Here is a 25,871-nt window from a genome sequence, read left to right on the forward strand (position 1 = left end):
CCAAGAGTTAGCTGAAGTCGCCGGCGCTCTGCCGCAGCGGCTCGAGCACCGACCACAGCATCTTGAGCTGCTCGTCGGACAGACCCTTCAGAGCGAAGTCGGCCTCGACCAGATCGGCGGTCGCACGCTCGACGAGCTCACGGCCTTCCTGGGTGATCTCGCACAGTACGGCGCGGCCGTCGTCCGGATGCGGAATCCGCAGTACCAGGCCCGCCGCCTCCAGCCGCCGCACGATCGACGTCACCGAGGTCGGGTGCACCTGCAGCCGCTCGCCCATCTTGCCCAGCGGCAGCGACCCGCGCCGGGAGAACGTCAGCAGCACCAGCGCCTCGAACCGCGCGAAGGTGAGGCCGTGCTTGCGGAGGATGTCGTCGAGCTCGCCGATCACGATCTGCTGGGCCCGCATCAGTGAGGTGACCGCGCGCATCTGCTCGACCGCGCCCCACCGCTGACCCCACTGCCGCGACGCCTCGTCGATCGGATCGAACGGCAACGCCCGTCTCCTCGCCATGAACCGAAGAGTAACTGTCGGCGGCCTGTGGGAGGGTCTCGGACATGGGATTGTCAGCGGAGTACTACCTTGAACAGCTCACCGCCGAGGCCGCCCGGCTGCGTGAGGTCGCCCAGCTCGGCCTCGATGCGCCGGTGCCGAGTTGCCCGGGCTGGACGGTCGAGACCATCGTCCGGCATGTCGCGCAGGTCTACCTGCACAAGATCGAGGTGCTGCGGCTCGGCGCGCTGCCGGAGCCATGGCCGCCCGCAGGAGTCGACGACCGCGACGCCTTCGAGCTGTTCGACGAGTCATTGGCCGCTCTGCTGGTGGCGCTCCGGAAGGCCGGCACATCGCAGCAGACCTGGACCTTCAGCCCCGCGGACAGTACGACGGGATTCTGGTTCCGGCGGATGGCGATGGAGACCGTCGTGCACCGGATCGACGTCGAGCTGGCGTACGACGTGGTCACGCCGATCGCGGCCGAGCTCGCCCTGGACGGCATCGACGAGGTGCTGTACCCGAGCCTCGGCGGACCGTGGTGGGAGGAGAACTGGACCAAGCACCCGATCGACGCAACAGTCCGGCTCACCGCCGAGGGCCGGTCCTGGACGGTCGGCGCCGACGCCACCAGCGTCACCGTGACCCAAGGCGCCGAGGGCGAGGTGGCCGCGGAGATCTTCGGTGATGCGGGCGCGGTCTACCTCTGGATGTGGGGCCGGACGAGCGACGACGCCATCCAGGTCGCCGGCCCGGAGGACGTAGTCCAGGCATTCCGTGGCCGCCTGAGCGAAGCGACACAGTAGAGATGTCCTGATGGCGAGGTGCTGTTCGTTCCTTCCCCGAGGGACCAGAGTGGTCCTGACCGAAGGAGACGCACCATGACGCAGTACCTCGCACTCACCTACACCGCCGACGTCGACTGGTGGGCACCGGAGCAGGCCGCCGAGCTCGCGGAGTATCGGCAGTTCGCGATCGAGAACGCCGGGCAGATCAAGGCCAGTGCCGTCCTGCACCCGACGACGACCGCGACCGTGGTCCGCGTCGAGGGCGCCCGCGGCGGCCAGGTCGTCACCACCGACGGCCCGTACGCCGAGACCAAGGAAGCGCTCACCGGCTACTACCTGATCGAGGCCGACGACCTGGAAGCGGCGGTCGCCATCGCCGTCCAGCTCCCGGCCGCGTGGAACGGCGCGGTCGAGGTCCGCCCGGTCATCATCGCCAAGTAGCCCATGGCTGTACAGATCTCCTATGGCGCGATCGCCGAGACGATCCGGATCGAGGGCACGCGGATTCTCGCCACCCTGATCCGGACGGTCGGCGACGTCCAGCTCGCCGAGGACGCCGTCCAGGAGGCAACCCTGGCGGCCCTCGGCGCCTGGCCGGTCACCGGCGTACCGCCCGAGCCGCGCGCCTGGCTGACCGTCACCGCCCGCCGGAAGGCGATCGACATCCTGCGGCGCGAGCGTGCCCGCGGGGACAAGGAACGAGCCGGAGCCGAGCTCCTCGAGCTGACCCGCCCCGCGGGAACCTGGCCGCCGGCAACCCAGGAGGATGCCGATCCGGCCGCCTCCGATGACGATCTGCTGCGGCTGATCTTCACGTGTTGCCACCCCACGCTCTCGCCGCCGACCCGCGTCGCCCTCGCGCTGCGCACACTGTGCGGGCTCTCCCCCGCCGCGATCGCCGCGGTCATGCTCACCACCGAGGCCGCGACCGCCAAGCGCCTCACCCGGGCCCGGCAGAAGATCGCCGCCGCCGGCATCCCGTACCGCGTCCCGCCCGCGACCGAACTCCCGGACCGGCTGCCCGCCGTCTGCGCCGTCATCCACGGCCTCTACACGTCCGGGCATGCACCGGCCGCGGGCGAAACGGCGTACGACATCGATCTCTGCACCGAGGCAATCCGGCTAGCCGAACTGCTCCACTCACTACTCCCCGAGCAGCCGATGCCGACCGCCGTACTGGCCCTGCTCCTGCTCACCGAAGCTCGTCGTCCAGCCCGGCTCGACGCCGCCGGTGAGGTAGTCACTCTCGACCTGCAGGACCGCACGCTGTGGGACGCCGCAGCAATCAGCCGCGGCATCGCGCTGCTCAACGATTCTCTGGAGCGCTCTGCCAGGCAGGCCGATCCCTACCAGCTGCAGGCTGCGATCGCGGCCGAGCATGCCCGCGCATCGGCGTACGCGATCACCGACTGGCGCGAGATCGTCCGCCTCTACGACCTACTGCTCTCCGTCGCGCCGACACCCGCCGCCCAGCTCGCACACGCGGTCGCGACTGCCGAGGCCGATGGGCCGGAAGCTGGGCTGGCGCTGCTGGAGCACCAGGAGGGCTCACGGACACACGCGGTCCGCGCCGAGTTGCTTGCTCGGCTGCAGCGCTATCCCGAGGCGATCGAAGAGCTGACCCGAGCCGAGCCCGCGACGACCGCCGAACGGCGGCATCAGGAGCGACGGCTCGAGGACTTCAGTCGTCGGTCCAGTTTCCCCGGTCGCTGTTGAAGATCGACTTCGAGGCGGGCGCGGAGGTCGGCGCCGGGCGCGAGTGATGCGCCGGGGCCGCGGTCGTCGTGGTGACCTCCTGCGCGGAGTCCATGCCGATCGGGCCGGTGCCGTCGTCGTCGGAATCCTCGTCGCTCTGTACGACGTCGACGCTGGCCGAGGCGCGCAGACCGGTGCGCTGGATGACGCGCTGGATAGTCAGGTCTCGGTCGTCGGGCCGGCTGACCCACTTGATCTCGCGGAAACCCTGGTCCTGCGCGGCGGACTCGAAGATGAAGTGGCCGTAGCCGAGCATCCGGCCGATGATCGGCTTCTGCAGCGTGATGTCCAGGACCCGCGCGATCGGGGTGGTCGCGACGGTCTGGGAGAAGACGCCGCGGATCCGCATCACGCGCATGTTCGTGACCACGAAGCGGTCGCGGTGATGGGTCAGGAAGTTCCAGAAGGCGTGCGTGAGCAGCACCAGGCAGATCGCCAGCAGCACCGGCTGGCCACCGATCGGCGTGGTCACCATCGCGACCAGCAACGCGGCCGCGAGCAGGACCTCCAGCATCGGGACCGTGAACACGACCCAGTGCTGCCGAACCTCGTCGATGACGACTTCGCCCTCGTCCGAGATCAGATGGCGCCGTACCTTCGGATCGAACATCCGGAAGAGGCCAATTCCGGCCATCCGCTCACTCCCCTGTCACGCGTCTGTGTGACCCCGTATGGCAAGTGTCCCGCACGATCGCTCGTCACGGGACACTTGATTACGTCAGATCAGTTGAACAGCGCGGTCAGGAACGTGATCACGCTCCCGAACAAATCGCCGACGCCGGAGAAGGCGCCTCCCACCGCGTCGGCGGCGTTCGTCGGCTGCGTGAACAGATAGAAGCCGGCAAAGGCGATGAGAGCCCAGATCAACAGCTTCTTCGGCATGTCACCACTCCTCGTTGCAACCACGGGGTCGACTGTGTTGTGAGTTTGTATCACGGACCGTCACGAATTGTCACTGACTGAACACAGCCCACCGCACAATGCTCACCAGCTACAAGCTCCATTGTGTAACGGATCCAGGGGCATGGCACCTATCGGCGCGCCGCTGTGAGACGCGGATCGCACACAGTGACCGAATAGTGGCACATCTGCCCGAATACGGGACAGTAGCGCCAGCTTCGGGGTCCGATTACACGGTGTGACAAAGCATGACGGACTGTCGCATTGAGGAGACCTAAATCACAGCATTGAATTCACAGGGCGGCGATCAGCTCGTCGGCCGCGCTGTACGGATCGGTGTTCCCTTCGGCGACCTTGGCGGCCAGTACGTCGAGCCGCGCGTCGCCATGCAGATGCGCGAACCGGGCCCGCAGCGTGGTCATCGCGATCGACTCGATCTCGTCCCGGGCCCGGGAGCGTCGCCGTTCGTCCAGGACACCGTTGCCGCGCATCCAGGTCAGCCGGTCCTCGATCGCCGTCACGACCTCGTCGATGCCCTCGTTGCGCGAGGCCACCGTCTTCAGGATCGGCGGCGACCACGCACCCTCGGCCCGCTCGGCCAGCGCCAGCATGTGCCGCAGGTCGCGGGTGACGTTCTGGACGCCGTCCCGGTCGGCCTTGTTCACGACGTAGAGGTCGCCGACCTCGAGGATCCCGGCCTTCGCCGCCTGGATCCCGTCGCCCATCCCGGGCGCGAGCAGCACGATCGTGGTGTCGGCCATCCCGGCGATCTCCACCTCGGACTGCCCGACGCCGACCGTCTCCACGAACACCACGTCGAACCCAGCCGCGTCCAGCACCCGCAGCGCCTGCGGGGTCGACCACGACAGCCCGCCCAGGTGCCCACGGGAAGCCATCGACCGGATGTAGACGCCCTTGTCCAGGGCGTGGTCCTGCATTCGCACCCGGTCGCCCAGCAACGCGCCGCCCGAGAACGGCGACGACGGGTCGACCGCCAGAACGGCCACCCGCTTACCGGTCCCCCGATAGGCCGTCACCAACGCAGAGGTCGAGGTGGACTTGCCGACACCCGGTGAGCCGGTGATCCCGACGATGTGCGCGTGACCGGCGTACGGGGAGAGCGCCGCCATCACCTCACGCAACAGCGGCGACTCGTCCTCGACCAGCGAGATCAGCCGGGCGACGGCCCGGGAGTCTCCGTCCCGGGCGCGGTCGACCAGCTCACTGACAGGCGGGTTGCGGCGTGGCATTACTTCTTCGGCACACGAACGATCAGGGCGTCGCCCTGACCGCCGCCACCACAGAGTGCGGCCGCGCCGACACCGCCGCCACGACGACCGAGCTCGAGCGCGAGGTGCAGCACCAGGCGAGCGCCCGACATACCGATCGGGTGGCCGACGGCGATCGCGCCGCCGTTCACGTTGACCTTGTCGGCGTCGACCCCGAGCTCACGGGTGGAGGCGATACCGACGGAGGCGAAGGCCTCGTTGATCTCGATCAGGTCGAGCGCGGCCGGCTCGATGCCTTCCTTGCTGCAGGCCTTCGCGATCGCGTTCGCGGGCTGGCTCTGCAGCGTCGAGTCCGGACCGGCGACCGAGCTGTGCGCACCGATCTCGGCGATCCAGGACAGCCCGAGCTCCTCGGCCTTGGCCTTGCTCATCACGACGACCGCGCAGCCACCGTCGGAGATCGGCGAGGAAGAACCGGCCGTGATCGTGCCATCCTTGCCGAACGCGGGCCGCAGCTTGGCCAGCACCTCGGCCGAGGTGTCCGCCCGGACGCCCTCGTCGGCGCTGACCACGATCGGGTCGCCCTTGCGCTGCGGGACCTCGACCGGAACGACCTCGTCGACGTACAGGCCGTTCTTCCAGGCGGCCGCGGCGCGCTCGTGCGACCGGACGGCGAACGCGTCCTGCTCCTCGCGGGTCAGCTTCAGGCCGGAGTTGTTGGCCTGGTCGGTGAGCGCACCCATCGGCTGGTCGGTGAACGCGTCCCAGAGACCGTCGAACTCCATCGAGTCCTTGAGCGCGACCTGGCCGTACTTGAAGCCCTCGCGGGACTTCGGCAGCAGGTGCGGCGCGTTCGTCATCGACTCCATGCCGCCGGCCACGACCACGTCGTACTCGCCGGCGCGGATCAGCTGGTCGGCCAGCGCGATCGCGTTCAGGCCGGACAGACAGACCTTGTTGATCGTGATCGCCGGGACGTTCATCGGGATACCGCCCTTGGCCGCCGCCTGGCGAGCGGTGATCTGACCGCCGCCGGCCTGCAGGACCTGGCCCATGATCACGTACTCGACCTGCTCCGGCGCGACGCCGGCCTTCTCCAGTGCGCCCTTGATCGCGAACCCACCGAGCTCGGCTCCGGTGAAGCCCTTGAGACCGCCCAGCAGCTTCCCGATCGGGGTACGCGCGCCGGCCACGATGACGCTTTGGTTCCGCGTGTCAGACATATCGTCACGATACCTGCGGGAGCACTGGTACGTGTCTGTCGAACGGGTCACACGAACGGCCTATTGCCCAGCAGGGCTTCTAAGGTGAAGGACTATGGACGAGCTCTTCGAGGCAATCGATCACGTCGGCATCGCCGTCCCCGACTTCGACGCGGCGGTGCGGCACTACGCCGAGGTCTTCGGGATGACGGTCTCGCACGAGGAGATCAACGAGGAGCAGGGCGTCCGCGAGGCGATGCTGTCGGTCGGCACCTCCGGCTCGTCGATCCAGCTGCTCGCGCCGCTGTCGGACGCGTCGCCGATCGCCAAGTTCCTGGACAAGCGCGGACCGGGGATCCAGCAGCTGGCCTACCGGGTCCGCGACATCGACCAGGTCTCCGCCGTACTGCGGGAGCGCGGCGCCGAACTCCTGTACGCCGAACCGCGCCGTGGTACCGCCGGATCCCGGGTGAACTTCATCCACCCCAAGTCGGCCGGCGGCGTCCTGGTCGAGCTCGTCGAGCCCGCCTAGTGTTACGGGTCTCCAACAGGCTGTGACGGCACGCTCCAACCCCTTCAGAGTTGGAATTCGGGGACTACGCTGTTCGGGTGCTGAAGGACAGCGCCACCGACTCTCTGGACGGTGCGCCGACGGGATTCCAGCACGAAGCCTTCGTCTACTTCGACGACGAGGAGTTCGTGCGTCAGTCGGGGCCGTTCGTTCACGACGGCCTGGCGACGGATGCGGCGATCGTGGCGGTACTCCCGCCGGACCGGATCGCCCTGCTCCGCGGGGCGCTCGGACCAGCGGCCGCACAGGTGCGTTTTATCGATATCACCACCGTGGGCCGCAATCCCGCCCGACTAATCCCCTTCTGGCGGGATGTGGTGGAGCAGGCCGGCGACCGACCGGTGTACGGCCTCAGCGAGTCCGTCTATCCGGGGCGCACCCAGGCCGAGTACGACGAGGCTCTGCTGCACGAGGGGCTCCTGGAGTTCGCGTTCGCCGGGGACACCGGCTTCCGCCTCTGCTGCCCGTTCGCGGCTTCCACCGGGATCGATCCGACCGCGTTCCACACCGGCGCGGATGCATCGGCCGAGAAGACCTTCCGGACGCCGCTGAGCGACGTACCGGATCGGGCTGAGCGCTGGGAGTTCGGGCTGGCCGACCTGGGCCAGGTCCGGCAGTGGGTGAACGGGCAGGCGTCGTCGCACGGGGTGTCGCGGGACCGGATGGACGACCTCGGGCTGGCACTGCACGAGATCTGCACGAACAGCATCCGCTTCGGCGGCGGCCGGGGCACGCTGTCGGTCTGGATCGAGAACGGTTCGCTGATCTGCGACGTGGCCGACCAGGGCCGGATCGACGACCTGCTGGTCGGGCGTGTGATGCCGCCGCTCGACGGGCTCGGCGGCCGGGGCGTCTGGCTGGCCAACCAGCTCTGCGATCTTGCCCAGCTCCGATCGGGCGACGACTTCACCCAGGTCCGGCTGCACACCCGCCTGCGCTGAGCCGTCCGGGGCGGCGCATAAGACCACTGACAACGGTGGACTGGAAAAGTGACGGTGGTCTCACCGGTCCCGAACTGTGTCACAACGCACAGCCGGACAGGCATACTCAACGGTAACGTCCGCTCACCAGTCCGCTCCTTGCAGGAGGTACGACGTGAAGCAGATCCTCGATGCGATCCTCGCCGGCGACAGCGCGGCGGTCGGTGCCCTCGACGTACCGGACCACTACCGCGGCATCACCGTGCATGCCGACGAGGCCGACATGTTCGAGGGGCTGGACGCGAAGGAGAAGGACCCGCGCAAGAGCCTGCACCTGGACGACGTCCCGACCCCCGAGCTCGGCCCGGGTGAGGCGCTGGTCGCGGTGATGGCGAGCGCGATCAACTACAACACCGTCTGGACGTCGATCTTCGAGCCGGTCTCGACCTTCTCGTTCCTCAAGCGGTACGGGAAGCTGTCGCCGCTGACCGCCCGCCACGACCTGCCGTACCACGTGGTCGGCTCGGACCTGGCCGGCGTCGTACTGCGGACCGGCCCGGGCGTGAACGCCTGGAAGCCCGGCGACGAGGTCGTCGCGCACTGCCTGTCGGTCGAGCTGGAATCGCCGGACGGGCACAACGACACGATGATGGACTCCGAGCAGCGGATCTGGGGTTTCGAGACCAACTTCGGCGGCCTCGCCGAGATCGCGCTGGTGAAGTCGAACCAGCTGATGCCGAAGCCTGCCCACCTCACCTGGGAAGAAGCGGCATCCCCCGGCCTGGTGAACAGCACGGCGTACCGGCAGCTCGTCTCGCCCAACGGCGCGAACATGAAGCAGGGCGACGTCGTACTGATCTGGGGCGCGTCCGGTGGGCTCGGCTCGTACGCGACGCAGTTCGCGCTGAACGGCGGCGCGATCCCGGTCTGCGTGGTGTCGTCGCCGGAGAAGGCGGAGATCTGCCGCGCGATGGGCGCGGAGCTGATCATCGACCGGTCCGCCGAGGGCTACAAGTTCTGGAAGGACGAGACCACCCAGGACCAGAAGGAGTGGAAGCGGTTCGGCGGCCGGATCCGCGAGCTGACCGGTGGCGACGACCCGGACATCGTCTTCGAGCACCCGGGCCGCGAAACCTTCGGCGCCTCCGTGTACGTCGCCCGCCGCGGCGGCACGATCGTCACCTGCGCCTCGACCTCGGGCTTCATGCACGAGTACGACAACCGGTACCTGTGGATGAACCTCAAGCGGATCATCGGCTCGCACTTCGCCAACTACCGCGAGGCGTGGGAGGCCAACCGCCTGATCGCGAAGGGCATGGTGCACCCGACCGTCAGCCGGGTCTACCCCCTCGAGGAGACGGCTCAGGCGGCGTACGACGTCCATCGCAACCTGCACCAGGGCAAAGTCGGCGTACTGACGCTGGCGCCGGCCGAGGGTCTCGGCGTCCGCGACCCCGAGCTCCGGGCCAAGCACCAGCAGGCGATCGATCGCTTCCGCAACAGGTAAGGCTTTGGCAACGGCCCGGGCTTGAGGACCGGGGCCGATTGGCTGGTCGGGGGGTGGGTCTGACAGGCTTAAGGTGGGGGATTCAGCTTGCGCCGCCTGAAGGGAAACTCCGGAATGCCTGACGAGTCGAGCCTGCCGTTCTTCGACCGCACTGCTACTGCGGCCGGAGGTTTCCCGGTCAGTCGGAAGGGCTACGACAAGCAGGCCGTGGACGACTACGTCCGCGCCCTGGAGATGCAGCTCGTGGAGGTCCGCGGCCGGGCCGACGAGCTGCAGGGCAGCGTCGCGCCGATGCAGCGGCAGCTCGACGAGACCCGCCGCCAGCTCGAAGCCAGTGCCAACCCGTCGTACGCCGGTCTCGGGGACCGGGCCGCCCAGATCCTGCGGCTCGCCCAGGACCAGGCGGCCGAGGCGCTCGAGGAGGCCCGCCGCGAGGCAGAGGAGCTGCGCACCACCGCCACCAAGGAGGCCGCCGCACAGCGCGCCACCGGCGAGCGCGAGGCCGAGGACATCCGGACGGTCGCGCTCAACGAGTCCGACAGCATCCGTCGTACGGCAGAGGGCGATGCCGCCGAGTTGCGCCGTACGGCGGAGACCGAGGGCTCCGAGGTGCTCGCGGCCGCTCGCCGGAAGGCCGAGCAGCTGACGCTCACCGCGGAGTCGCAGGCCAGCACGCTCAAGAACGGCGCGCTGCACGAAGCCGAGAAGATCCGCACCGCGATCCAGCGCGAGTCGGCCGCCCTGCGCGCCCGGCTGGCCGACGAGCGGGAGCAGCAGGCCAAGGAGCTGGCCGACAAGCACCACCAGATCGCCGCCGACACCGAGAACCTGACGACCCAGATGAAGGAGGCCGCCGAGGCCTCCGAGCGCCGGGTGGCCGAGGCGACCGAGCAGGCCCGCAAGATCCGCGCCGAGGCCGAGGAGTCGGCCGAGCGGACCCTGAGCCGGACCCGCCGCGAAGCCGAGCAGGTGCTGAGCACCGCCCGGACCCGCGCCGAGGCCGAGCTGGCCAACGCCGCCGACGAGGCCGAGCGTTCGCGCACGATCGTGGCCCGCGAGACCGAGCGCCTGGCCAAGCGCCGCGACGGCATCCTGACCCAGATCGCCGGTCTGAACGAGATCGCCAGCAACATCGCCCGCCAGGCGGCCGAACTCGACTCCGAGACGGCCCCGGCGACGCCGTACGTGAACCCGTTCAGCCGTCCGGAGGCTGACAGCTCACCGTCCGCGCTGTCCTCGTCGGCGCCGTCTCCGTCAGCACTGTCTCCGTCTGGGCTGTCCCCGTCCGCGGGTGGGCCTGGTACGGCGGGGTCGACCGACAGCCCGTTCGCTGCGTCGAACGGTTCGTCGGAGGTTGGTAGCTCGTTCGGCTCTACCGGCGTGACGGAGTCGACGGGTGACAGCCCGTTCGCCCCGAAGCCGGTCGCTGACGACCATGCCTTCGGTGCGGGTACTGCTGGTTCTGCCACTGGCTCCGATGACTCTGCTGCTGACTCGCCGCTTGCCGGTGACGGGCCGTTCACCGGTTCGAGCCCGTTCGTCGGGTCGGACGCCGGCGAGGCCCGGGTCGACGAGACGCGGATCGACTCCGGTCTGCGCGTGGACCCGGCGACCGCCGAGCAGCTGACCAGCAAGTCCGCCGGCGGAGTCGCCGGCAAGGCAGCCGACAAGGACGGCGACGACGAGCCGGCCGACTCGACGAGGATCGACGAGTTCCGGCTGGGTGACCTCGGGACCGGCAAGACTTCGGGGCAGGACGAGAAGACCGACTCGCGATCCCCGAAGGACACGATGTGACGCCATCCGGCGACGACAACTCCACAGCGACCCCGCCGGACCCGGCAGACTCCGATCTCGCCGCGGCGACCCAGAAGGCCGAAACGGCCGCCGCGGAGGCCGCGGCTTCGGCGACGAAGGCCGCTGCCTCAGCCGAGAAGGCCGAAGACATCGAAGAAGACCTCACCGACGGACTCCTGATCGACGAGCGGCATCCCGACGAGGGCATGGGGATGCCCGGCCCGCCGATCCGCCGGTCGAACCCGTTCGTCTTCGGGTTCTTCGCGGCCCTCGGCGTACTGGTCGCCTGGGGTCTGTGGAACGCGCTCGGGCACGCCCGTTCGGTGCTGATCCTGCTGCTGGTCTCGATGTTCATCGCGGTCGGCCTGAACCCGCTGGTCGAGTGGTTCATGCGCCGCGGCCTGAAGCGCGGCCTGTCGGTCGCGGTCGTCTTCCTGCTGATGATCCTCGCCGTCTCCGGCGTCGGCTTCGCGATCGTCCCGGTCGTCACCGACCAGATCGACAGCCTGATCAAGAACGCGCCCGAGTGGCTGGACCTGCTGACGAAGTCGAAGACGCTCAACGAACTCGACGACCGCTACCACTTCATCCAGAAGGCCCAGGAGTACATCCAGGACCCGGCCCTGGCGCAACGCGCCTTCGGCGGCATCCTCGGCGTCGGCAAGGTCGTCGCCGGTGCCCTGTTCAACACCTTCACGATCCTGATCCTCACCCTGTACTTCCTGGCCTCACTCCCGTCCGTGAAGCGCGCGGCCTACAGCCTCGTCCCCCGCACCCGCCGCAACCGCGTCTCGATCCTCGGCGACGAGGTCCTGACCCGCGTCGGCGGCTACGTCAGCGGCCAGTTCACCGTCGCCCTCTGCGCCGGCGTCTTCATGTTCATCTTCCTGGAGATCGTCGGCCTCCGTGAGTACGCCGTCGCGCTCGCGATCGTCGTCATGTTCACCGCCTTCATCCCGATGGTCGGTGGCCTGATCGGCGTCGTCGTCGTAGCCCTGATCGGCTTCACCGACGGCCTCTGGGTAGGCGTCGCCTGCCTCATCTACGGCATCGTCTACCAGCAGATCGAGAACTACGTCGTAGCCCCCCGCATCATGCGCCGAGCCGTAGACATCCCCGGCGCCGTCACCGTCATCGCCGCCCTCCTCGGCGGTGCCCTCCTCGGCGTAGTAGGCGCCCTCCTGGCCATCCCCTCAGCAGCCGCAATCCTCCTGATCATCCGCGAAGTCTGGGTCCGCAAAGCCGACGCCTCGTAGTCCTTCCGGTGCGTGGGGTACGAAGCCCCACGCACCGACAGGTCGGGCTCTGCGAACCGCCTGATCTTCACGTCTTCTCCTGTTCGTATAACACCACCTCGGCAATGCGAAGCAGTCAACCAGCTTCGCCATGGATCAAGAGGCCGGACCGGTGCACACCTCAGGCCGCGGCACGAGCCAGGAATGGCATGTAGGCCCGGGCCAGGAACGGCATGCGGCCCGGGCCGGCATGTGGCCCGGGCCGCGTCGGTGCCCAGCAGGCTCGTCGGCAGCAGCGTCCTGGCGGGGCGCCCGGCTCGTCGTTCGCCAGCACCCTCACCCGCAACCGCTAGAACGGCGGTGGATCCAAGGAGGTCTCTCGGACGGCCGATTCCGGCTGCCCTCGGCCGCCTTCCATCGAACCGCGGGGCTGAATCGGACCTCGGGCAGGTGGAACCGTGGTGTAGCGATAGCCGGTGGGCGTAGTCAGGGTGACCGAACCGTCCGGATGGTTGTCAGTGCGCCAGCCCCATTCGGGTGTGTCCTTGATGACGTGGTGATACTCGCAGTACGGCGCGAGCCCGGCCAAGCTCGTCGTACCGGAGTCCGCGAACCGGGTGCCGTGGTCACGATCGCATTCGCGCGACGCACGGTTGCACCCCGGCCAGGCGCAGACCGGATGCCGGGCGAGCAGGGTCTCGCTCACCAGGGAACCGGGATCGTGCCGAGTCGTCGAGGCTTCCAGGACCGCCCCATTCATGGGGTCGGTGAGGAGGCGCCTCCAGGTGCCATCCATGGCGATCCGGCGGCCCATCTCGGCAGAGATCGGGCCGTAGCCGGACAGCTCGCAAGGGTCATCGTCCAAGCCGAGCAGTGTGCTCGCCGGGATGACTACCTCGATATGCGGACGTCTCCGATGCTGGTCAGGTAGTCGTCGTCCCAGCCAGTCGAGTCCGTTGTGCAGCATGTACTCGAAGACATCGGCCATCACGTCGGCTCGCCGCTGCTCGGCGGTGCGCTCGTCCCGCGAAGGTCGCTGGTCGGAAGAACCGTCCGCCGGCCCGGTCGATCCGCTCGCCTCTCTCACGCCGTTGGCATCAGTACGAGCTTCCGCATCGGCGCTGGCATAGGTCGCGGCCTCGGTCTCGGCGGTGGACTCGCGGTTGGTGTCGGTGCCGGCGGTGGACTCGCGGTTGGTGTCGGTGCCGGTGGCGGACTCGCGGTTGGTGTCGGTGCCGGTGGCGGACTCGCGGTTGGTGTCGGTGCCGGTGGCGGACTCGCGGTTGGTGTCGGTGCCGGTGGCGGACTCGCGGTTGGTGTCGGTGCCGGTGGCGGACTCGGGGACGGGGCCGGGCTCGGCGCTGTTGGCGCTGGCTGCGGGCTCAGCATCTGAGCCTGTGCCGGAGGTTCCGCCTGCATCGGTGCTCACGCGCGTGGTCGCGTCGGCACCGGCTCCACCTGCGCTTCCACCGGTATCGACATCGGCAGTCCTGCTTCTGGGCATGTGAGCGCCGGAACTATCGGCATCGGCGTTTGTGTCTACGTGCGTGCTGGTGGGGCGCTTGGCGAGATCGGCCATGCCCTGGATGGTGACCCACATCTGCTGGATCTTGTCGGCGGTGTGGACGACCCAGAGGCCCGCCATACCGCCTGCCAGCGGGACGATCTTGCAGGTGCGCTCGCGCACGGCGTCACGGTGCTCGTCCGCCTCAGTCTTGGCCGCATGTTTGGCCACCTGCTGACGCAGGGATCGGCGGAGGTTGGCGTGCGTCTGGGATGCCGCGCGGCGCAGTACGTGGGCCTCGACCGCCTGCGCCGACTCGTCGGACAGCGCTTTGGTCGATTCGGAGATCGACAAGGCCTTGGACCAGGTCAAGGCACCGGATCGCAGAGCCGTGAGGGTCGCCGACAGCGGGCCGGCTAAGCGCAGAGAGGTCTCGATGTGCCGGGTGGCAGTGTCGGCGGACAGGTGCAGCGCGGCTCCGACCTCGGCGGCCCACGAACGCTCCGGATCCACCGGGCGCCCGGACGAATCGGCCTCGGCGGGTCGCGGCATCTCGTCGTACTGGGACCTGCGCTGACAGAAGAACGAGGCCATCGCGGCAGCCTTGATCGACTCCGCCCAGGAGACCATCCGGGTAGCTGCCTTCATCAACTCGATCAGCGCGATCGGCGTCTCCGCCTGCGGACGCACCGGCTCCAGCGCCGCCGCGAGATCGCCGCCAGGCGGCAGGAAGACCCAGGGTGGTGCGCATCGCCGCAGCATCTCCCGCTCTGCTTCGTCCTGATCGACCCCGGCCCACAACTCCCACTCGAGAGCGTCGACCTTGTTCATCTGGTACGGGACGTCGAACAGATCCTCTGCGCTGAAGACCGTCGGCACACCTGGATCGTCCGGGTCGTAGAGGTCCTCCGGCGGCAGGGAGTCGGGCGCGTCGGGCCACTGCTCAGGTGGGGGATTCAGATCGGGCTGCCCGGCGAGATAGCCAGCGAGCAGCTCCTCGTCGGAGATGCAGATCGATCGGGTTTCCATGGAGCAACATTAGAACATTTGTTCGATTGATCCAAATCGGGGATACCCGCCGGCAGGTTATGTCTCAGGACATAGGTGGCAGTTCTGGATCAGGACATCAGTGACACTCGATGTGTCAGGACATCGATAACGCTCCAGCAGTCTTGGCGTGGGCCGCGGGGTGGCCGTCGGCGACGTAGGTCACTCCGGGTGCAGCTCAGCCAGGGACAGTTCGGGCCCGTCGTTGCCGGGCACTGGTCGACGGTCATCGGTGCTGACGATTCTCGGATGATCAATCGCGCCGACTCTGCTATCAACAGACGATGACCATCGATGACGCGCCAGGGCTCTGGCGCGTTCAACTGGGACTGGAGTGCAAGGCATTCGACGGCGGTAGCCGGTTAGCGCCAGTTCCCTGTACAGACCCCGACCCCCTGCCCACCGGCTACGCGGTGCGGTATCACAACGGCTCGACTGAGCTCGCGTTCGCCGCGGCCGCGCCCGCATGGTTCGTGGACCGGATTGGCCGGCACAGCACCGACGAGCTGATCGATCAACCGGAGGCGCTGGCGAAGCAACTCCAGACCGACGGCCACACCATCGACTTGAGTCATTTCCACACCTACCGCTTCGACGGCACCGCGGCCGTCGAGCAGCAAGCGATCATCCGCGACGGCCCAGAGGCATATTCAATCGTCATGGACGGGCAACCCGTTGCCGCTGCATCGTCGAGCCGCAGCAATGACTCGGCTGCGGAGCTATGGATCGAGACAGACCCCGCCCACCGACGCCACGGATACGCGGCAGTCCTCGCCCAGGCGTGGGCAACCGACGTCCAGCAAAACGCAAAGATCGCCTTCTACAGCCACCTCCACGAGAACGCGGCTTCCGCAGCCTTGGCAAGACACCTCGGGGTGTTGCCGCTGTTCGAGATCATCGCCATCGACCTCAAGTAATCGGGCCACCACTCCGCCCGGCGTTCTTATGGGGCTGGGAGTTTGGTGAGTTCTGGGGTGGGGGGTGAGTAGAAGGCGGCGGCTCGGGGGTAGCCGGCCAGGCAGCCTCGGGTGGTCAGGAGGGCTGTGTAGTAGTCGATGTGGCGGAAGCCGTGTTCGCCGCGGGCGAAGGGCTGGTGGCGGATGGCGGAGATCCAGCGGTAGAAGGCTTCGTCGGGGATGGGGACGTAGAGGGTGGGGTGGAAGCCGTCCATGTCCTCCCAGTTCTCGGTGTGGAGGAGGGTGCGGGTGGTGTGGCGGGGGAGGTTGGCGAGCGGTTGGAGGTGGGGTGGGTCGGCGGCGTCCAGGGGGAGGTCGGCCAGGTAGCGGGCGCGGGTGGTGAGGTGGGCGGCGCGTTCGTGGTCCTGGTGGCGGCTGTGGCGCCAGTGGGTGACGAGGGTGTCGGGTTGCTGGTCGCGGATGATGGTGGCGAGTTCGGCGGCGGCCTCGTCGGTGTCGGGGAGGAAGCCGTCACTGTGGCCGAGGACCATGAAGTCGGCACCGATGGCGGTGGCGAACGCTTCGCCTTCGGCGATCTTCTGCTTCTTGTACTCCGTGGGCGCGAGCCGGGGGTGACTGCGTTCGCCAGGGGTGAGGGCGACCATGGTGACGTTGGCGCCGTCGAGGATCAGCTTGGCCAGGGTCGGACCGGCGGTCAGGTCCATGTCGCCGATGTGGGCGCCGATAGCGAGCACGGTTCTGGTCATGGGTGACTCCCGTCAGACATTGGCACGCAGGATGGTGAAGGTGCGAGTGATGGTGAAACCGGCACTCAGGTAGAGGCGCCCGGCGGCGGACTGCGCGTCAGCCCAGAGGAACCACGCGGTGTGCGCGCCGAGGCCCGCCATGCGCGTCAGCACGAGGTGCAGCAGCAGCTTGCCGAGTCCGGTACCGCGGCATTCCGGCAGTACACCGAACGGCCCGAACCGCTCGATCACACCCTCGTACGTCGCGTGCTGGGCCCACCCGAGAATCCGTCCGTCAGGGTCACGCGCCACCACGATTCGGTCCAGCGGCATCCCGGACACGACGGCCTCGCGGATCGCCCGGGCCCAGTCCGGAGCGAAGTCACCCGCCATGCGGATCAACGCGGTCAGCTCGTCACCGCTCGGCGTACCGAAGCTGTAGCCCTCCCCCAACAACTCGTCGAGCCGCTTGCCCATCTCGGCAGGCATCGCGTACCCGACCAAACTCCGGTCCATCGCGACCGCGTCGTACCGGGGCTCGAAGCCCAGGCTCGCCAGCAGCCGAGCCGCGGCGGGGTAGCGGGCGCGATCAAGGCCCGGCAGGAAGTAGTTCGGCGTGTACGACGAGAAATGGACCTCGGTGCATCCGCATGAGCGCAACCAGTCGAGGGCGGCGGTCAGCAGCTCGCGACCCAGATCGATCCGGCGCGCGTCGGGATGGACGAAGAAGAACGGGATCCAACCAGTGCCCGGCTCCAGGTCCGTGCCGATCAGCGGGGTCAGCCGACGGACGGCGTACGCAGCGCCGACGATCCGACCGTTGCGCACGGCAACCTTCAGCCCGGCGGGGTCGAAGTTCCGGTCGAGCAGGAAGAGGTCGCGGAACCGCGGGTAATCGATCGGGTCGGCCGGCGCCGCGGCGGTCCAGACGGCGGCCAGCTCGGGGCCGTCCCCCACCGCGAACGAACGGATCATCAACACCCCCGACGAGCGAGTCGTGTTGAAAACTTACCGCCGCACGAATGATCCAGTCAACGCCTTACGACCAGGCGACGATCAGCGAGAGATCAGGGCAGGAACGGCGTGAGCGCGGCGAGGAAGTCGTCGAGACGTTCGGCGTGCACCCAGTGGCCGGCCTCCGGGACCTCGGCGTACTGGACCCGCGGGAAGTAGGCCGCGATCGTGTCCCGGTGGTCCTGCTGGACGTAGTCCGACTTCCCGCCGTAGATGAACAGCGTCGGCCCGTCGTAGTGCCGGCCCTCGAGGCCTGCCGGCCAGCCGGAGATCTGCGGCAGCGCGGCCTCGATCACCGGCAGATTCGGCCGCCAGCGCGCGCCTGTGTCGTCGAGGATCAGGTTCTGCAGCAGGAAGGCCCGGGTGCCAGGCGTCGGTACGGCGTCGGCCAGCTGAGCGTCGACGTCGGCCCGGCGCTGCACGGACGAGAGGTCGGCGTTCCGCATCGCCTGCGCATACTCGACGAATGCGGGCGGGTAGGTCACGGGTGCCGCGTCGACGACGACCAGCCGCTCGACCACCGACGGGTAGAGCAGCGCGGTCAGCATCGCGGTCTTGCCGCCCATCGAGTGGCCGACCAGAGTGACCGGGCCGGTGCCGAGGCTCTCGATCGTCTCGCGGACGTCGTCGGCCATCTCCGGGTAGCTCATCGTGTCCACATGCGGCGAGGAGCCGTGGTTGCGCAGGTCGAGGGCGAAGACGCGGTGCTGCCCGGCGAGCCGGCGGGCGGCCGTCATCCAGTTCCGGCCCGAACCGAACAGGCCGTGCATGACCACGACCGGCGTACCAGTTTCGCCGTACGACGTGACCGGGAGCTTCATGTGGAGGACCTTTCAGCGCCGACGACCCCAGCACGCGGTGTGCCAGTGGCGTCGTTCGTCGAGGGACTGGGCGCCACCGAGCGCGCCGAGCAGGCTGGGGTTGTCCGGCCAGACCACGACGTGCGGCGTGGCCGGCGGGATCAGCTGGTCGCAGCCGGGGCAGCGGTAGGACTTGCCGGACGCGGAGCCCGACACGCGCCGGACGTTCCACTCACCGTCGGCGCGATCCTCCCGCGCCTGGGAACCGCCCAGTAGCGGCCGGTCGCTGACGGGCCGCTGCCACTTCGACGGTTTCCTGCTCCGGGGCGACATAGCCCTCCCAGGCTAGCCGTATGAGCCATGTCACCCCGGTGCAGGCAGTGCAACTAGAGACGTGCGGTCGCGTACGCCGCGGTGCCGATCAGCTCCATCGAGACCTGGAGACGTTCCAGGCTGACGTTCTTTGCGATGGTGTCCTCCGGCGAGTGGTACGGCGGTTCGAGGTGAGCCGGTGAGATCTCACCACGCCAGGAGAAGTTCGCCGACGCGATGCCGACCTCCTGGAACGACTGGTGATCGGACGCACCACGCAGTACTGGACCGACCATCTGCGGGGCGTACCCGAGCCGCTGACCGGAGGACCGGACCGCGTCGGTCGCGGTGTTCGCCAGGCCGGTGAACGACAGGATCCAGTACGTGACCGCTGGGTCCCAGCTCGTCGCGACCATGTCGTTCTGGAACACAGCCTTGTACCGGTCGCGCTGGTCCTGCGGCAGCTGTGCGACGTGGTACCGCGATCCGATCAGACCCTGCTCCTCCGAGCCCCAGAGGGCGAACCGCAGCGTCGCATTGGTGTTGAGGCGGCTCATCACCCGGGCGATCTCCATAGTGAGCACGGTCCCGGAGCCGTCGTCGTTCGCACCCGGTGCGCCGATGACCGAGTCGTAGTGACCGCTCACCATGACGATCGGACCGTTGGAACCGCTCCGACCACGCCGCTCACCGATCACGTTGTTGGACGTCAGCCCGCGGTGAGCCTCGGTGCTGATCCGCAGCGGCAGCGAATTCACCACTGCGAGTGCCTCGCGGATCAGACGCTTCTGCACCTGCGCCACTCCGATCACCGGGATCGGCGCATCGGTCAGACCGGCCGGTGAGAACGCCGACGCCCGACGTGGGAACACCAGATCGGCAGGCAACAGGATGACTGCGACAGCACCCCGCGCCGCGGCCTCCGCGACTAAGGCCGGACGCGCTGCTGCCGTGTCGTCCGCGATCACGATCGAGCCGGCCACATCGGCCGGCCAGACGGGTGCGGTGGCCGGGCCGATGTCCCGGACCGGCCCCTCCACGCTCACGCCGAGCTTGCCGCCGGGCGCTGCCCCGGCCTGCCAGCAGAGATCGTTCGGCAGGATGTCGCGGACGTCCTCGATCTGGGCGAGGAACTTGTCCGCCACCGGGAACGGCTCCAGCTTGGTCCGGTACCCGAACCGGTCGAGCTGGCCGGCGATGTAGTCGGCCGCCCGCTTCTCGCTGGTGGTGCCGCCGATCCGCGGGCCGATGTGCTCGGACAGGACCTGCAGGTGCCGCAACGCCCGCTCCGAGGACAGCTCGGAGACGATCTGGCGGTCGTACTTGTCGAGCTTCGGGTGGCTGAGTGCGCCGGGCCGCTGGTCGTCCGCAGCCCAGGCGGGGGCGGCGGGGATCGCGGTCGCGGCGGTGACACCGGCGACCGCGCCCAACAGCCCGCGGCGGCTCAAACCGGACGTTTCGGTCATGCAGGTCTCCTCACAAGGTGGGCGGCCCCGAGAGAAGTGAAGGTAATCGAGCAATCTCAGTAAGAGAAGGAGTTTTCAGTGCGAGAAGGTCTTTTCGTCCCGGAGTTCCTGACCGACCTCGTGCATGTGCTGCAGACCCATTCGGTACGAATGAATCAGCCCGGTGCTCAGGTACGGCAGTCCGGCCTTCTCGCAGTAGGCCTGGACGATCGGCTGCGCGAGCCGCAGGTTCGCCCGCGGCATGCTCGGGAAGAGGTGGTGCTCGATCTGGTAGTTCAGCCCGCCCATCATCCAGTCCGTCACGACGCCGCCCTGGATGTTGCGTGACGTCAGGACCTGCTTCTCCAGGTGACCCCAATCGCTGTCCTCGCCGGGCATCTCCATCCCCTTGTGCCCCGGTGCGAAGACGCTGCCCAGGTGCAGCCCGAAGATCATGTGGTGCAGCAGCGCGAACACGATCGCCTGCGCCGGCGACAGCAGCACGAACAGCGCGGTGAAGTACAGCACCAGGTGCGCGGCCATCAGCCCGAGCTCGACCTTCTCGGTACGGCGGCGTTGCAGGAGGAAGCGGATCCCGGAGTACTTGAGGTTGAAGCCTTCGAGGGTGAGCAGCGGGAAGAAGATCCGGGCCTGGTTGCGGCTCAGCCAGCCCTCCAGACCCGCACGTCCTTCGGCCTGCTCCCGCGTCCAGACCAGGATGCCCTCGCCGACGTCCGGATCCTTGTCGGTGTGGTTCGGGTTGGCGTGGTGCCGGTTGTGCTTGTCGTTCCACCACGCATAGCTCATCCCGAGCAGTAGGTCGGCGTGCAGCATGCCGATCCAGTCGTGCAGTTTGCGCGAGCTGGCGATCTGCTGATGGCCGGCGTCGTGCCCGACGAACGCCGCCCGGGTGGTCAGGATCGCCAGCGGGAGCGTCAGCAGCAGCACCCACCACGAGCTGCCGACCGCGGCGATCGCGATCCACGTGAGTGCCATCAGCGCCACGTTGACGCCGATGGAGATCGCGTACGCCGCCGTCCGGCGCTCGAGGAGTCCGGCGGCCCTGATCTCGCGCAGCAACGGCGCGAATCCACTCCCGCGGGTGTCTGGGGTCGTCCCTGGGGTCGTCGCTGTGGTCGTCATGCGTCAAGCCTCGCCGCCGCGGGCCGGTGACACACTGTGGCTATCCCCCGAATCGGCCGGGGGTTAACGCCCCCGCAGTTGGGGGGTTAGCACCACTGGCCGCGGCCTCACTCTCGGTCATGATGGAGCCATGAGCACTCTTGCCCCCGTAGCGCCACCGATGCGCTATCCCAAACTCGCACAGCCGTGGATCGCGCTCGCCCTGGCCATCCTGGCGGAGATCGGGATCGCCTTCTTCGTGCTCAACGTGGTGGCCGTGCCGCTGATCGCCGTCTGGGTCGGTATCCCGCTGCTGCTCGCGTTCGTCCCGGCCACCCGCTGGTTCGCGAACTGTCACCGCACGATGCTGGCCGGCTTCATCGGCGAGCCGATCCCGCGGCCGTACAAGAAGCCGCCGCTGCCGGGCATCCTGATGTGGCTGCGGACGACGCTGACCGATCCCGCCACCTGGCGTGACATCATCTGGCTGCTGGTGAACGCGGTCGTCGGCTTCACGCTGTGCCTGGTGAGCGCCGTGCTGTTCCTGAGCACGCTCTTCTACGGGGTCTATCCGTTGCTGGTCGGGGTCACTCCGGAGGGCGTCTTCACCGAGCCGTTCGGTGGGCTGCTCACGGTCAACTTCTGGACGAGCTTCCTGGTGATGCCGGTCGCGCTGATCGGCTTCATGATCTGGCAGGCCGCCGGTGAGCGGCTGCTGAAGGCGAACGCCTACATCGCCCGCTCGCTGCTCGGCCCGACCGAGAGCGCCAAGCTGGCCCTGCGGGTCCACGAGCTGGCCACCTCCCGGGCCGAGACCGTCGACACCCAGGCGGCCGAGCTGCGCCGGATCGAGCGCGACCTGCACGACGGCGCCCAGGCCCGCCTGGCCGCCCTGAGCATGAACCTCGGCATGGCCGAGGAGATGGTGGCTCGCGACCCGGCCCAGGCCGCCGCGCTGCTCACTGAGGCCCGGCTGTCAGCCAGTACGGCGCTGTCCGAGCTGCGCGACCTGGTTCGGGGCATCCACCCGCCGGTGCTCGCCGACCGCGGGCTGGAAGGCGCAGTCAAGGCACTCGCGATGTCCTGCCCGTTCAAGGTCGACGTCACCTTCGACGTGCCGGGCCGGCCGCCCGCGCCGGTCGAGTCCGCGGCGTACTTCGCGGTGGCCGAGTGCCTGGCGAACGCGGTGAAGTACTCGGCCGCGACCACCGCCTGGATCCAGGTCACGCACGAGCACGAGCGGCTGCACATGATCGTCGGCGACGACGGTGTGGGAGGCGCGGTGGTCCGGCCCGGTGGCGGTCTGTACGGTATCGAGCGGCGGCTGGCCGCCTTCGACGGTACGTTGACCGTGGCGAGCCCGAGCGCCGGGCCGACCACCGTGATCATGGAGCTGCCTTGCGAGTCCTCATCGCTGAAGACCATGCCCTCCTCCGGGACGGCCTGATCCGTCTCCTGGAGGCGCACGACTTCGAGGTCGTCGAGGCAGTCGACAACGGTCCCCGGCTGGTGCCCGCCCTGGTGGAGCACCGGCCGGATGTGGCCGTTGTGGACGTCCGGCTGCCACCGACGTTCACCGACGAGGGCCTGCGGGCCGCGATCGAGGCCCGCAAACAGGTCCCCGGTCTGCCGATCCTGGTCCTCTCCCAGTACGTCGAGCAGTTGTACGCGCGCGAACTGCTCACCGGCGGCGGCGCGGTCGGCTACCTGCTGAAGGACCGCGTCTCCAACGTCGCCGACTTCCTGGATTCGGTACGCCGGGTCGCGGGCGGCGGTACGGCGATGGACCCGGACGTGATCGGTCAGCTGCTGGCCCGCAACACCCGCGACGAACCGATCGGCCGGCTCACCCCGCGCGAGTCCGAGGTGCTCGGCCTGATGGCCGAGGGTCGTTCGAACGCCGCGATCGCCGGCGCGCTCTTCGTCACCGAGAAGGCAGTGTCGAAGCACACCAACAACATCTTCGCCAAGCTGGATCTGCCGCCGTCCGAGGACGACAACCGCCGCGTGATGGCAGTCCTGCAGTATCTGGCAGCCCGCTAGCCCGCAGTACAGCTAACCCGCGGTACAGCTAAGCGGTGCGGATCCGGCTCAGGAACTCGCGCGTCCGGGGCTCTTGCGGGTTGTCGAGGACCTGAGCCGGTGGGCCGACCTCGAGCGGGCGGCCTTGGTGCAGGAAGCAAACTCGGTCGGCGACGTCCCGGGCGAAGGCCATCTCGTGCGTGCAGACGAGCATGGTCATGCCCTCGTCCTTCAGCTCACGCAGCAGGTCGAGGACCTCGCCGACGAGCTCGGGGTCGAGTGCTGAGGTGACCTCGTCGAGCAGCAGGAGCTGGGGCGAGTTCACCATGGCGCGGGCGATGGCTGCCCGCTGTTGCTGGCCGCCGGAGAGCTCATCCGGTTTGGCACTCGCCTTGGCTGACAGCCCCACGCGTTCCAGCATTTCGAGGGCACGGGTTCGCGCAACCTCTCTGGCGACGCCGTGGACGCGGATCGGGGCGAGGGTGATGTTGTCGAGCACGGTCAGGTGCGGGAACAGGTTGTAGGACTGGAAGACGAACCCGATCCCCGAGCGCACCCTGTCCGCGTTCACCCTCGGGTCGGTGATATCGGCGCCAGCCAGCTCGATCACGCCGTCGTCGACTACCTCCAGGAGATTGACGCAGCGCAACAGCGTGGACTTGCCTGATCCCGAGGCGCCGATCAGGACGACGCACTCGCCCTCATCGATTTCCAGGTCGAACTGGTCGAGGACCACGTTCGCCCCGTACGACTTACGCACTCCACTCAGCGTCAACAGGTTCATACCGGACCCCCTCCCCCGCCGTACCAGCCTTGTCTGCGGGCGACGTAGTCGGTCAGCCGGGTCAACGGGATGGTCAGGGCGACGAACAGTAGCCCCGCGACGACGTACGGGGTGAAGTTGAAGTCGATCGCGGTCTCGAGCTGCGCCGCGCGGATGGCGTCGATCACGCCGAGGACCGCGATCAGGCCGGAGTCCTTCTGCAGGCTGACGAAGTCGTTCAGGAGCGGTGGGAGGACTCGGCGGACGGCCTGCGGCAGTACGACGAAGCGCAGCGTCTGCCGGTAGGTGAGTCCGAGCGAGCGGGCCGCGGCTCGTTGGGACGGGTGCACCGACTCGATGCCGGCCCGGAAGACCTCGGCGACGTACGACGAGTAGGTCAGCACGAGCGCGGCGCCGCCCCAGATCACCGCGTCGTTGGGGAGGCCGCGGAGCTGGAGTGCCGGCACGCCGAAGCCGAGCAGGAAGATCACCAGTAGCAACGGCAGTCCGCGAAAGACGTCCGTGTACGCCGCGGCGAAGATGCGGAGCGGGAAGAAGATCGGCCCGCGGAGTGTCCGCATGATCGCCAGGGTCATCCCGATGATGACGATCAGTACGGCGCAGATCAGCATCACCCGGATGTTCAGCCAGAGGCCCTCGGCAACGGTCGGCAGCGCCTCCCAGGCCCGGTCGACGTTGAAGAACGTCTCCCGGACCCGCGGCCAGCCCGGTGTCGACCCGATGCCGACGGCAACCAGCAGCAGCAGAACGACCGAGCTGCCCGCTGCGATCAGCGTCGACCGGCGCGCCTGCCGACGGCGGAAGGCGGTTCGCTCCTGCTGGAGCGCCGAGGGTTCCCAGGTCACGAGAGTTCGGGCGCGCCTTCCTCGGTCAGGTACTGCTTCTGGAGCTTGGCCAGCGTGCCGTCGGTCCGCAACGCCACGATCGCCTCGGACACGCAGCCCCTCAGCTTCGAGCCCTTCTCCATCACGAACCCGAACTGCTCAGGAGTGCCCGAGGCCGGCAGCTGGCCGACGATCTTGCCGTTGTCGAGCTGCGCCGCGGTCATGTAGAAGGCGGTCGGCAGATCGACCACGATGCCGTCGAGCTGCTTGTTCTTCAGCGCCTGGACCGCGAGGTCGTTGTTGTCGTACGGCGCGACCTTCTGCTTCGGCTTGATCTGGTCCGTGGCGGCCGTGTAGCTGGTGGTCCCGACCTGTGCGCCGAGCTTGGCATCCACCAGCCCTGCCACCGACGTGACGCCGGCGATCTTGCTGCCCGCGGTGGTGATCACGGTCTGCCGGACGTCGTAGTACCCGAAGGAGAAGTCGACGGCCTTGCGGCGCGCGTCCGAGATCGACACCTGGTTCACGTCGAGGTCGAACTTCTTCGGCCCGGGCGCGAACGCGGCGTTGAACTGCACGGTCTGCCACTTCACGTCGGTCCGGGCGAAGCCGAGCTTCTCGGCCACCGCATAGGTGACGGCCGACTCGTACCCCTGCCCGTTCGCCGGGTCGTCCTTGCTGAACCACGGCTCGTACGCCGGCTTGTCCGTCGCGACGGCCAGCGTCCCGGCCGTCTTCAGCGCGAGCTTGTCCTTGCCACAGTCAACGGCCCCGGTCGGCGCCGGCGCACCGCTCGTCTCGTCCTCCGGAGCACAAGCAACCAGCCCCACCATCAAAACAGCCGCCATGCTGGCCCGAATCGTCTTGGCCCGAATCGTCTTGGCACGCGAAGTCATGCCGAGAAGCGTACGACCAGCCCACGGAGACTCAGCAGGATCCCCACCCCACACTGCTGGTGAGC

The 25,871-nt window shown here is 68.4% G+C and carries 26 protein-coding genes; 11 read left to right on the forward strand and 15 right to left on the reverse strand.

The genetic code is table 11. The annotated features are described in order from the left end of the window. Positions 1 to 7: 7 nt before the first annotated feature. Positions 8 to 511 (reverse strand): MarR family winged helix-turn-helix transcriptional regulator, encoded by a 504-nt coding sequence (locus OG474_RS03425; RefSeq protein WP_405060698.1) that lies wholly within the window; start codon positions 509 to 511, stop codon positions 8 to 10. A gap of 44 nt (positions 512 to 555) precedes the next feature. Between OG474_RS03425 and OG474_RS03430 the strand changes: the two genes are divergently transcribed. The 3 genes from OG474_RS03430 (at position 556) to OG474_RS03440 (ending at position 2,994) form a co-directional block, all read left to right on the forward strand. After that, a complete protein-coding gene (locus tag OG474_RS03430) occupies positions 556 to 1,296 on the forward strand; it encodes a maleylpyruvate isomerase family mycothiol-dependent enzyme (protein ID WP_405060699.1) in 741 nt (246 codons plus the stop codon). A 75-nt stretch (positions 1,297 to 1,371) separates the two neighbouring features. Then, entirely contained in the window at positions 1,372 to 1,719 is a 348-nt protein-coding gene (locus OG474_RS03435) for a YciI family protein (protein ID WP_405060700.1), read from the forward strand. Between the two features lie 3 nt (positions 1,720 to 1,722). Continuing rightward, the gene (locus OG474_RS03440) at positions 1,723 to 2,994 is read left to right on the forward strand and encodes an RNA polymerase sigma factor (RefSeq protein WP_405060701.1); all 1,272 of its coding nucleotides are present in this window, start codon (positions 1,723 to 1,725) and stop codon (positions 2,992 to 2,994) included. Here the strand turns inward: OG474_RS03440 and OG474_RS03445 are convergent. From OG474_RS03445 to OG474_RS03460, 4 genes are all read right to left on the reverse strand, one after another. Then, on the reverse strand, positions 2,960 to 3,667 hold the full coding sequence (locus OG474_RS03445) for a PH domain-containing protein (RefSeq protein ID WP_344154938.1): 708 nt from the start codon (positions 3,665 to 3,667) through the stop codon (positions 2,960 to 2,962). The genes OG474_RS03440 and OG474_RS03445 overlap by 35 nt on opposite strands. Positions 3,668 to 3,756: 89 nt before the next feature. Beyond that, positions 3,757 to 3,915, reverse strand: a complete 159-nt coding sequence (locus OG474_RS03450; protein WP_165956841.1) for a hypothetical protein — start codon at positions 3,913 to 3,915, stop codon at positions 3,757 to 3,759. A 311-nt stretch (positions 3,916 to 4,226) separates the two neighbouring features. After that, the gene (gene meaB / locus OG474_RS03455; protein ID WP_405060702.1) at positions 4,227 to 5,183 is read right to left on the reverse strand and encodes a methylmalonyl Co-A mutase-associated GTPase MeaB; all 957 of its coding nucleotides are present in this window, start codon (positions 5,181 to 5,183) and stop codon (positions 4,227 to 4,229) included. Beyond that, complete coding sequence (locus OG474_RS03460) at positions 5,183 to 6,385, reverse strand: acetyl-CoA C-acetyltransferase (RefSeq protein WP_405060703.1); 1,203 nt, start codon at positions 6,383 to 6,385, stop codon at positions 5,183 to 5,185. The genes meaB and OG474_RS03460 overlap by 1 nt, the downstream gene beginning before the upstream one ends. 94 nt (positions 6,386 to 6,479) lie before the next feature. Between OG474_RS03460 and mce the strand changes: the two genes are divergently transcribed. From mce to OG474_RS03485, 5 genes are all read left to right on the forward strand, one after another. Beyond that, on the forward strand, positions 6,480 to 6,896 hold the full coding sequence (gene mce, locus OG474_RS03465) for a methylmalonyl-CoA epimerase (RefSeq protein ID WP_405060704.1): 417 nt from the start codon (positions 6,480 to 6,482) through the stop codon (positions 6,894 to 6,896). A 77-nt stretch (positions 6,897 to 6,973) separates the two neighbouring features. After that, positions 6,974 to 7,876, forward strand: coding sequence for an MEDS domain-containing protein (locus OG474_RS03470; protein WP_405060705.1), 903 nt, complete (start codon positions 6,974 to 6,976; stop codon positions 7,874 to 7,876). Positions 7,877 to 8,030: 154 nt separating this feature from the next. Next, complete coding sequence (gene ccrA / locus OG474_RS03475; RefSeq protein WP_405060706.1) at positions 8,031 to 9,362, forward strand: crotonyl-CoA carboxylase/reductase; 1,332 nt, start codon at positions 8,031 to 8,033, stop codon at positions 9,360 to 9,362. 114 nt (positions 9,363 to 9,476) lie between these two features. Next, positions 9,477 to 11,159 carry a transposase gene (locus tag OG474_RS03480; RefSeq protein WP_405060707.1) on the forward strand — a complete coding sequence of 561 codons (1,683 nt, stop codon included), beginning with the start codon at positions 9,477 to 9,479 and terminating at the stop codon, positions 11,157 to 11,159. Beyond that, complete coding sequence (locus OG474_RS03485; protein WP_405060708.1) at positions 11,156 to 12,415, forward strand: AI-2E family transporter; 1,260 nt, start codon at positions 11,156 to 11,158, stop codon at positions 12,413 to 12,415. Before OG474_RS03480 ends, OG474_RS03485 begins: the two co-directional genes overlap by 4 nt. 328 nt (positions 12,416 to 12,743) lie before the next feature. On the opposite strand, the gene OG474_RS03490 is transcribed toward OG474_RS03485, so the two are convergent. Continuing rightward, positions 12,744 to 14,927 (reverse strand): DUF222 domain-containing protein, encoded by a 2,184-nt coding sequence (locus tag OG474_RS03490; protein ID WP_405060709.1) that lies wholly within the window; start codon positions 14,925 to 14,927, stop codon positions 12,744 to 12,746. A 302-nt stretch (positions 14,928 to 15,229) separates the two neighbouring features. Between OG474_RS03490 and OG474_RS03495 the strand changes: the two genes are divergently transcribed. Next, the gene (locus OG474_RS03495) at positions 15,230 to 15,862 is read left to right on the forward strand and encodes a GNAT family N-acetyltransferase (protein WP_405060710.1); all 633 of its coding nucleotides are present in this window, start codon (positions 15,230 to 15,232) and stop codon (positions 15,860 to 15,862) included. 26 nt (positions 15,863 to 15,888) lie between these two features. Here OG474_RS03495 and OG474_RS03500 read toward each other — a convergent pair whose 3' ends face one another. The 6 genes from OG474_RS03500 to OG474_RS03525 all read right to left on the reverse strand — a co-directional run bounded on the left by OG474_RS03500 (position 15,889) and on the right by OG474_RS03525 (position 21,301). After that, entirely contained in the window at positions 15,889 to 16,608 is a 720-nt protein-coding gene (locus OG474_RS03500) for a PIG-L deacetylase family protein (protein WP_405060711.1), read from the reverse strand. A 12-nt stretch (positions 16,609 to 16,620) separates the two neighbouring features. Then, a complete protein-coding gene (locus OG474_RS03505) occupies positions 16,621 to 17,562 on the reverse strand; it encodes a GNAT family N-acetyltransferase (RefSeq protein WP_405060712.1) in 942 nt (313 codons plus the stop codon). A 92-nt stretch (positions 17,563 to 17,654) separates the two neighbouring features. Next, complete coding sequence (locus OG474_RS03510) at positions 17,655 to 18,422, reverse strand: alpha/beta fold hydrolase (protein WP_405060713.1); 768 nt, start codon at positions 18,420 to 18,422, stop codon at positions 17,655 to 17,657. A gap of 12 nt (positions 18,423 to 18,434) precedes the next feature. Further along, positions 18,435 to 18,734: a hypothetical protein gene (locus OG474_RS03515; RefSeq protein WP_405060714.1), complete on the reverse strand. Its 300-nt coding sequence runs from the start codon at positions 18,732 to 18,734 to the stop codon at positions 18,435 to 18,437. 53 nt (positions 18,735 to 18,787) lie between these two features. Next, positions 18,788 to 20,179, reverse strand: a complete 1,392-nt coding sequence (locus tag OG474_RS03520) for a M28 family peptidase (RefSeq protein ID WP_405060715.1) — start codon at positions 20,177 to 20,179, stop codon at positions 18,788 to 18,790. Positions 20,180 to 20,254: 75 nt separating this feature from the next. Next, positions 20,255 to 21,301 carry a fatty acid desaturase family protein gene (locus OG474_RS03525; RefSeq protein ID WP_405060716.1) on the reverse strand — a complete coding sequence of 349 codons (1,047 nt, stop codon included), beginning with the start codon at positions 21,299 to 21,301 and terminating at the stop codon, positions 20,255 to 20,257. A 130-nt stretch (positions 21,302 to 21,431) separates the two neighbouring features. Here OG474_RS03525 and OG474_RS03530 point away from each other — a divergent pair, with 130 nt between their 5' ends. After that, positions 21,432 to 22,727, forward strand: coding sequence for a sensor histidine kinase (locus OG474_RS03530; RefSeq protein WP_405060717.1), 1,296 nt, complete (start codon positions 21,432 to 21,434; stop codon positions 22,725 to 22,727). After that, entirely contained in the window at positions 22,679 to 23,323 is a 645-nt protein-coding gene (locus OG474_RS03535) for a response regulator (protein WP_405060718.1), read from the forward strand. Before OG474_RS03530 ends, OG474_RS03535 begins: the two co-directional genes overlap by 49 nt. Before the next feature lie 28 nt (positions 23,324 to 23,351). Here OG474_RS03535 and OG474_RS03540 read toward each other — a convergent pair whose 3' ends face one another. Genes OG474_RS03540 through OG474_RS03550 form a run of 3 tightly spaced genes read right to left on the reverse strand, consistent with a single transcriptional unit; the run spans position 23,352 to position 25,806 of the window. After that, entirely contained in the window at positions 23,352 to 24,086 is a 735-nt protein-coding gene (locus tag OG474_RS03540; RefSeq protein WP_405060719.1) for an amino acid ABC transporter ATP-binding protein, read from the reverse strand. Beyond that, the gene (locus OG474_RS03545) at positions 24,083 to 24,931 is read right to left on the reverse strand and encodes an amino acid ABC transporter permease (protein WP_405060720.1); all 849 of its coding nucleotides are present in this window, start codon (positions 24,929 to 24,931) and stop codon (positions 24,083 to 24,085) included. Before OG474_RS03545 ends, OG474_RS03540 begins: the two co-directional genes overlap by 4 nt. Next, positions 24,928 to 25,806, reverse strand: coding sequence for an ABC transporter substrate-binding protein (locus OG474_RS03550; protein WP_405060721.1), 879 nt, complete (start codon positions 25,804 to 25,806; stop codon positions 24,928 to 24,930). Before OG474_RS03550 ends, OG474_RS03545 begins: the two co-directional genes overlap by 4 nt. Positions 25,807 to 25,871 lie beyond the last annotated feature (65 nt).

It is taken from the genome of Kribbella sp. NBC_01505 (genome assembly GCF_045040285.1).
GTDB lineage: Bacteria > Actinomycetota > Actinomycetes > Propionibacteriales > Kribbellaceae > Kribbella.

Coding starts and splice junctions, on each gene's coding strand:
- OG474_RS03495 (WP_405060710.1), top strand. CDS start 15,230: ATGACCATCGATGACGCGCCAGGGCTCTGGCGCGTTCAACTGGGACTG.
- OG474_RS03430 (WP_405060699.1), top strand. CDS start 556: ATGGGATTGTCAGCGGAGTACTACCTTGAACAGCTCACCGCCGAGGCC.
- OG474_RS03490 (WP_405060709.1), bottom strand. CDS start 14,927: ATGGAAACCCGATCGATCTGCATCTCCGACGAGGAGCTGCTCGCTGGC.
- OG474_RS03550 (WP_405060721.1), bottom strand. CDS start 25,806: ATGACTTCGCGTGCCAAGACGATTCGGGCCAAGACGATTCGGGCCAGC.
- mce (WP_405060704.1), top strand. CDS start 6,480: ATGGACGAGCTCTTCGAGGCAATCGATCACGTCGGCATCGCCGTCCCC.
- OG474_RS03530 (WP_405060717.1), top strand. CDS start 21,432: ATGAGCACTCTTGCCCCCGTAGCGCCACCGATGCGCTATCCCAAACTC.
- OG474_RS03500 (WP_405060711.1), bottom strand. CDS start 16,608: ATGACCAGAACCGTGCTCGCTATCGGCGCCCACATCGGCGACATGGAC.
- OG474_RS03460 (WP_405060703.1), bottom strand. CDS start 6,385: ATGTCTGACACGCGGAACCAAAGCGTCATCGTGGCCGGCGCGCGTACC.
- OG474_RS03520 (WP_405060715.1), bottom strand. CDS start 20,179: ATGACCGAAACGTCCGGTTTGAGCCGCCGCGGGCTGTTGGGCGCGGTC.
- OG474_RS03480 (WP_405060707.1), top strand. CDS start 9,477: ATGCCTGACGAGTCGAGCCTGCCGTTCTTCGACCGCACTGCTACTGCG.
- OG474_RS03450 (WP_165956841.1), bottom strand. CDS start 3,915: ATGCCGAAGAAGCTGTTGATCTGGGCTCTCATCGCCTTTGCCGGCTTC.
- OG474_RS03505 (WP_405060712.1), bottom strand. CDS start 17,562: ATGATCCGTTCGTTCGCGGTGGGGGACGGCCCCGAGCTGGCCGCCGTC.
- OG474_RS03435 (WP_405060700.1), top strand. CDS start 1,372: ATGACGCAGTACCTCGCACTCACCTACACCGCCGACGTCGACTGGTGG.
- OG474_RS03425 (WP_405060698.1), bottom strand. CDS start 511: ATGGCGAGGAGACGGGCGTTGCCGTTCGATCCGATCGACGAGGCGTCG.
- meaB (WP_405060702.1), bottom strand. CDS start 5,183: ATGCCACGCCGCAACCCGCCTGTCAGTGAGCTGGTCGACCGCGCCCGG.
- OG474_RS03510 (WP_405060713.1), bottom strand. CDS start 18,422: ATGAAGCTCCCGGTCACGTCGTACGGCGAAACTGGTACGCCGGTCGTG.
- OG474_RS03440 (WP_405060701.1), top strand. CDS start 1,723: ATGGCTGTACAGATCTCCTATGGCGCGATCGCCGAGACGATCCGGATC.
- OG474_RS03525 (WP_405060716.1), bottom strand. CDS start 21,301: ATGACGACCACAGCGACGACCCCAGGGACGACCCCAGACACCCGCGGG.
- OG474_RS03515 (WP_405060714.1), bottom strand. CDS start 18,734: ATGTCGCCCCGGAGCAGGAAACCGTCGAAGTGGCAGCGGCCCGTCAGC.
- OG474_RS03540 (WP_405060719.1), bottom strand. CDS start 24,086: ATGAACCTGTTGACGCTGAGTGGAGTGCGTAAGTCGTACGGGGCGAAC.
- OG474_RS03445 (WP_344154938.1), bottom strand. CDS start 3,667: ATGGCCGGAATTGGCCTCTTCCGGATGTTCGATCCGAAGGTACGGCGC.